Here is a 6046-nt window from a genome sequence, read left to right on the forward strand (position 1 = left end):
ATAGTTTCGTTTTAATCCGCATGTTAACTTCTTATTTGATCCTATTGATACACATGTTTTTTGGCGAGTTTTAAATAGCTTGAAGGTATTGGCAGCTGTAGTTTAATGGCCGTAGTAACATTCACTGCTACCGTGTAAGTATCCATTTTTTCAACAGGAATATTTTTTGCCGATTTTTTATCAAGTATCAGTTTGGCTTTTCTTGCTGCTGATTTTCCTATGCTAACGGGCTCGGATGCGACGCCAATAAGTGCGCCTTCTTTAACAGACGAGATATTCTCTGCGAACAGGGGAAGTAACCCCGTTTTCTCTTTTACCCTAGCAACCAGACCATTTGCTTCGACTAGCGGCCCAGAAGATAACCAGTAGCCGTCTAATTCGGATTTTCTTTGCTGCAAACTTTCAACAATCTTCTCGGTCATTGCAGTGAGCCCTTCATCGCCCTCTATATATGGGGTGCTAATGGCGACTAGATTAATGTGTTCGTAGTTTCCGTTAAGCGCAAGCAGGTGACTGACTAAGCTGCTCGAAGACGGATACGTTGAATGAATTAACCCAATGGTAAACGGTGTCGATGGGTTGGACGCCCTAAGAACGCCCTCTAGCATATCCAGTTTTACTTTCGCATCGAGTACGTGTGATTCCCCCGTTATATTGCGCTCACTGCTTGCGCCAATAGCCGGCACAATGCCTTCTTCAACGGGGGAAGATACCGCCATAAAAAGTTTTGGTACATCGACAAATTGATCAGATGCATTGAGTGCTCGGGTAGCGAGAGTTGCGACTGAAACAACTAAATCGGGCGCGGGCTCCTTGGCGATTTCGGCAAGTATCGTCTGGGCGCGAAGCTCAGAGCCCTCTGCATTGTAGCGGGTTATATCAATGTCGTATTCAGGCATGATACGCACCAGTTCTTTTTCGAACTCGATGCGTGACTCCGTGACAATAGGCACAGGTAACGTTTCAACTATAACAACCCTATAGGCTTCCTTAGCCAACACAGATACTGTGCTCAGCGCCAATGAAGATAAGGCTAACAATGTGAAAATCAGGACCTTCGTCATTCTCTATAACCTACGTCAACTAACTAAAACTTATACTAAAGTAGTATCATAAAGTTATTCGAAGGTAATGCATATAAGAAGTTGTAACCAAGTACCCTGAAGGCGTGACACTTTGGTAGGCACTAGGACGCTAATTGAGCAAAGGCGCTAACACTATTTAAGCGTGCTTCTATATCGTAAATAGGCATAGACACGATAATTTCATCAATTTCCGTTGCCTCGATAAACTGAGCCAACTTGTTTTGCACCGTCTCTCTAGACCCTACTAAGGCATATCTCAGTACACTGGATAACATAGCGTTGTCGCTTGCCGTGCAATATTCATCAAATCCACGCATTGGCTTGGCAAACGGTTTGTTGAGACCACGACGCATGTTCATAAACTGCTGCTTTACCGAGGTAAACAACAACTCGGCTTCTTCATCAGTATCAGCAATTACCACCATTACGCCCGCCATTGCTTTTGGGGCTGATAGCTGTGATGAAGGTTGAAACATACTGCGGTAAACGTGTAGTGCATCGAACAAAGCATCGGGTGCAAAGTGAGAGGCAAATGAGTAGGGCAACCCCATCCTCGCGGCTACTTGCGCGCTGTACAAACTAGAGCCGAGTAGCCATAAAGGCACATGGGTATTGGCTCCAGGTACTGCGACAATGGGCTGTCCTTCTTTCGGTGTACCAAAGTAGTGTTGAAGTTCTTGAATATCTTGTGGGTAGCTATCGACATCGCTTTGCAAGTTACGGCGAAGCGCCCGTGCCGTTGCCATATCCGTGCCTGGCGCGCGCCCAAGCCCAAGCTCTATGCGATTAGGGAACAGCTCAGCTAAAGTCCCAAATTGCTCAGCGACAACCAACGGCGCATGATTTGGCAGCATAATACCGCCCGCGCCAACTTTGATGGTAGATGTCGCATTGGCAATATGCGTTAGCACGACCGAGGTGGCTGAACTGGCTACACCGTGCATACCGTGGTGCTCCGCCAACCACACCCGCTCGTAGCCACTGCGCTCGGCTTCCATAGCCATCCGCGTTGAATTATTTAACGCGTCTTTAACGCTAAACCCTTCAGATATCGGTGCTAAATCTAGCAGTGAATAGGGTATCGCCATGTTGCCTCGCAATGTTGAAACTGAGTAATAGTGCATAAGTATGAACTTATTACCCGTTTTACAATGGGTTATTTGGTAATGTAAGACGGTTGGGGATGGTTTGTCGATGAAGTGGCGATGAATTAAGAGGTATATAGGCACGATGCCTTGCTGCTTTCACTCAGAGACGGCCTTTAACAAGCGACAAAGCCTGCGAGTTTGTCAGTCGCAGGCTTTGTTTTGAGTATTAACATGTAGGCGAGTATTAATTTAGGTTCATAAAGATATATTATATTTGGTTTACTATATCGTTACTTGAGTTAGTCTCAGCTTGATCTCCATATTCGAATAAAAGAACTCAATCAAATCTGACAGTCGCATATAAGCCAAAAGCTGCCAGTCACGAGAATGTATTCTACATAGAACGTTTGTGCGCATTCCGGACCTTCATGACTTAGTTTTACAATATCAATGATGATCGATAAGCGCGTCGTCGTTAATTCTATTTTGGCTGTCCGTTTGACCGACAAAAGCAGCTGTTGATAAATGCTATTCGGTTTAACGCGAGTTTAAGAAACCGAGGCCTCGGTAGCGTTCAGCTCCTCGCTCACTTAACCAAACAAAGACCACCCTTCAGAAAGTGGTCTTTTATATTTCAACTTTCAGCAACTATGTCTATTGTCATCCATGCGCAGCGTAGTTTCGCGTTGCCTTATCCAAATAGCTGAATACAACATCAACAAAAAATTTAAACTTGCTGAGCCGCCACCTCCTGAATCACTAGATAGTGGTGTTGTGGGTGTAATCGGTGTTTCAGCTTGGTTGGTTACTGTTACCACAATTGTGCCAGTGGCAGTGTCTGTGCCGTCGTTGACTGTAAGCCTGAACTCCAATTTTTGATTACTAGTGACTTGTGGTGCTATAAATGACGCTTCTAGATTACTCGGATTGTTAATTGTAACAGATGGTCCGGAAACTTGAGTCCAACTATACGTCAAAGAGTCATTGTCAGCATCGCTTGCTACACCAGAAAGTGTAACTTCACTTCCTTCAACAACTGTTAGGTCATCACCTGTATTTACAGTAGGAGCTTGATTTGCCCGATTAACTGTTATAATTATTGAATCTTCAGCAGTATCTTCTCCATCACTGACGCTTACCTTAAAGACTAATTCAATCGACTCGTTTGTGGCAGGGGCTACAAATGATGCAGTATCTGAATCGGCGTCAGTGAGTTCGACTGCCACTCCACTTTCTTGTTCCCACCAAAAATCTAGTTCTTGACTATCGGCGTCAGTGCCAGATGCGCTTATCGTGACTATATCACCTTCAGTTACAGACTGATCTTCTCCCGCTCGAACTTGAGGTGGGTTGTTTACATTTAGTATGGTAATTGCCTTTGTAGCAGGTTCACTTTCAATACCGTTTTCAGTAACTATCAACTGAATTATAATTTCTTGGTCATCCTCTACTTGAGGGATCTCAAACGAAGTCGATGATGCTGTCTCATCGTCTATCAAAACTGGAATTCCGCTGATTTGAGACCACCTGAAATCAAGCATGCCGTTTTCGTTGGCAGGTTGTGATGCGCTGCCATCGAGCGTTGCAGAGCTACCTTCGTATGCAATATTCTCTGCGTTTATATTAGCAGTTGCCCCAATTACGTAAACAGGTGCACCGGGGTCGAGAATGACGCCATTTAATTCTCCATCAGCGTCCCCATCACCACCGTCTGTTAGTATAAGGCGGATAAAGGTATCACCCGGAGTCAATAGACCTTCAGTTTTTGCTTCCCAGTCCAACCCCGTCGAACTTGAATATACGCGTTGATAATTGCGCCAACCGGACTCACCTGCATAAAATTTTCTATAGACGAGCCTTTCATTTGTCTCTGGCTCTGTCAGTGGAAACGCCAACTTTATAATAACCTCTGCTGTTCTACATTCCATATCAGCTTCTTCACAGGTTTCATCAAGATGAATTACAAAGTCTGATAAGCCATGACTTATGCGATTGGATAGATTAACTAAAGAAGCTTCTAAAACTTGACCACAATGATAAGAAAGTGAAGGTGTTCCTCGAGTTCTAGCAAGACCGCCAAGGGTTATACGCCCTTTATTTGAGTAAACCCAAGTGTCCCCTGCAATTTCGCCACCATTACTGTCGCCAATAGACACTGCTGGGCATGTAGAAAAATCATCATAGCTTGAAATAGCTACATTTCCGGAATAACGCGTTCTCATTGCCATTAAATTTTTGACTTTATCGGCGGTTATATCACCTATTCCCGGAACTAACACTGAACCCTCGTGCACATCCAAAATTCCGTCGCCATCCAAGTCTGCAAATTCCAATATGTCTACGACTCCGTCTCCGTCAGAGTCGAATACATTCGGATCTTGGCCAGTTGCACCATTTAGAAGTTCTGTAAGCGTAAAGGCCCCTGTAAATGCGTAATAATCTGTATGACCTATGACTGTACTTGTTGTCAAACCTACAGCATCGTCCAATAGAGGAATTCTATTACCGACGTTCATTTTGACTCTATAGCCGTACTGTGAATCAAGCGCGAACCCGGCATCTAAATTATTTGCCGGTAGCAAGTCTTCCGATTCAAAATCGACTCTAAATGGTCTGGGTATAACCATGTAGAGCGCACCTTGTTTCACATCTCTAATACCTTTTTTTAAGCCGCTAATACCCCTACCAGTCTCTAACTCGATACTATACTGACGATCGTTGTACTGTTCATTGGTGCCTAACCCAGTGATTTCTATTTTAAGAGGTCCTGTATCAATTAATTCATCGCACAGTGAATCGTCATTAGGATCACTTGAAGTCTTTGCATTCAAACATGCGAATGTAAACCTTGTTCGAAGGAAGATGACCGGATAAAGTACCTCGCCTGATGAATAAGCCCCCCCCACTGGCACTACGTTACCGGAGGAATCAAACAGTATATAGTGCCATTGATTGTCACCTCCAAGCTCAGCATACAACTGACGAATAGTACCAAACCAATTAAGTGGAAGCAGATTATTTCCTAAACCAAGTGTAATACCAACCGAACCGAAAGCTTTATCTTGAACACCTGCCTTTAATACATTCCATGCACCTCTGCTGAAATTATTTAGAGCAAGCTTATCCCCAACCAGCTCGTCATAAACCTTCGAATATTCGTATACGACAAAATGCTCAAATTCACCAAAGTCTTTTAGCTCAGAAATAAGATCGCTAGTGAGTGCAAACTCAACAGTTAATTCGGTGTTTGAATTGGCTACAAATGTGCAATTCAATTGCAGTTCACATTCAGGCAGAGTCCAAGATGAGAAGGCATAATTGGGAGAAGCTAATGGTTGTAAAGTCACATCTACTCCAGCATCAACAAGTAGTTCACAAGATGTTGCTAAACATTCAATATCACCAGCTGAAGATATAACACTTCCGCTTCCTACGATATTTATATGAACTTTAACAGGAGGAGCGAGGCTCGGATTATTGGGCGAACTCACCCAAGACGGGATATTTACGTTGCCAGACACAGAAGGGCCTAAACCGCTGGGGTTTACTGTTGGTAGAAAAGGACCTGTTGGAGTTCCAAAGTAAGAGTCAATAATTTCAACAGTCCCACTTTCTGAGTTATTTTTAACCGCTATTTGCGTCGAAGTGCCATAGAAGTCATTGCTTCTGAAAACATAGTTGCCATTCTCTTCAATTGTTATCGCTGGCTGGGAGCCAATAAAAAAGGCATTGTTATCAACTTGATAATTTGCTCCTGCAATTTTCAAAGGTATATGAATTGAGTTAGAGCTTAAAGTTCCACTACCTTCGGCATTCAAGTAAAGGTTTGTTCCATTAATAGTAGAATTGGTAATATTAATTTCACCACCTTCG

The 6046-nt window shown here is 43.6% G+C and carries 3 protein-coding genes; all 3 read right to left on the reverse strand.

All coding sequences use genetic code 11. The features are described from left to right. Positions 1–41: 41 nt before the first annotated feature. Positions 42–1064, reverse strand: a complete 1023-nt coding sequence (locus GVO63_RS13120; RefSeq protein WP_159580450.1) for an ABC transporter substrate-binding protein — start codon at positions 1062–1064, stop codon at positions 42–44. A 122-nt stretch (positions 1065–1186) separates the two neighbouring features. Continuing rightward, a complete protein-coding gene (locus GVO63_RS13125; RefSeq protein ID WP_159493940.1) occupies positions 1187–2173 on the reverse strand; it encodes an LLM class flavin-dependent oxidoreductase in 987 nt (328 codons plus the stop codon). A gap of 641 nt (positions 2174–2814) precedes the next feature. Next, positions 2815–5694, reverse strand: a complete 2880-nt coding sequence (locus tag GVO63_RS13130) for a choice-of-anchor U domain-containing protein (RefSeq protein WP_159580452.1) — start codon at positions 5692–5694, stop codon at positions 2815–2817. Positions 5695–6046 lie beyond the last annotated feature (352 nt).

Source organism: Alteromonas sp. KUL106 (genome assembly GCF_009811415.1).
In the GTDB taxonomy this organism is placed as follows: Bacteria; Pseudomonadota; Gammaproteobacteria; order Enterobacterales; family Alteromonadaceae; genus Alteromonas.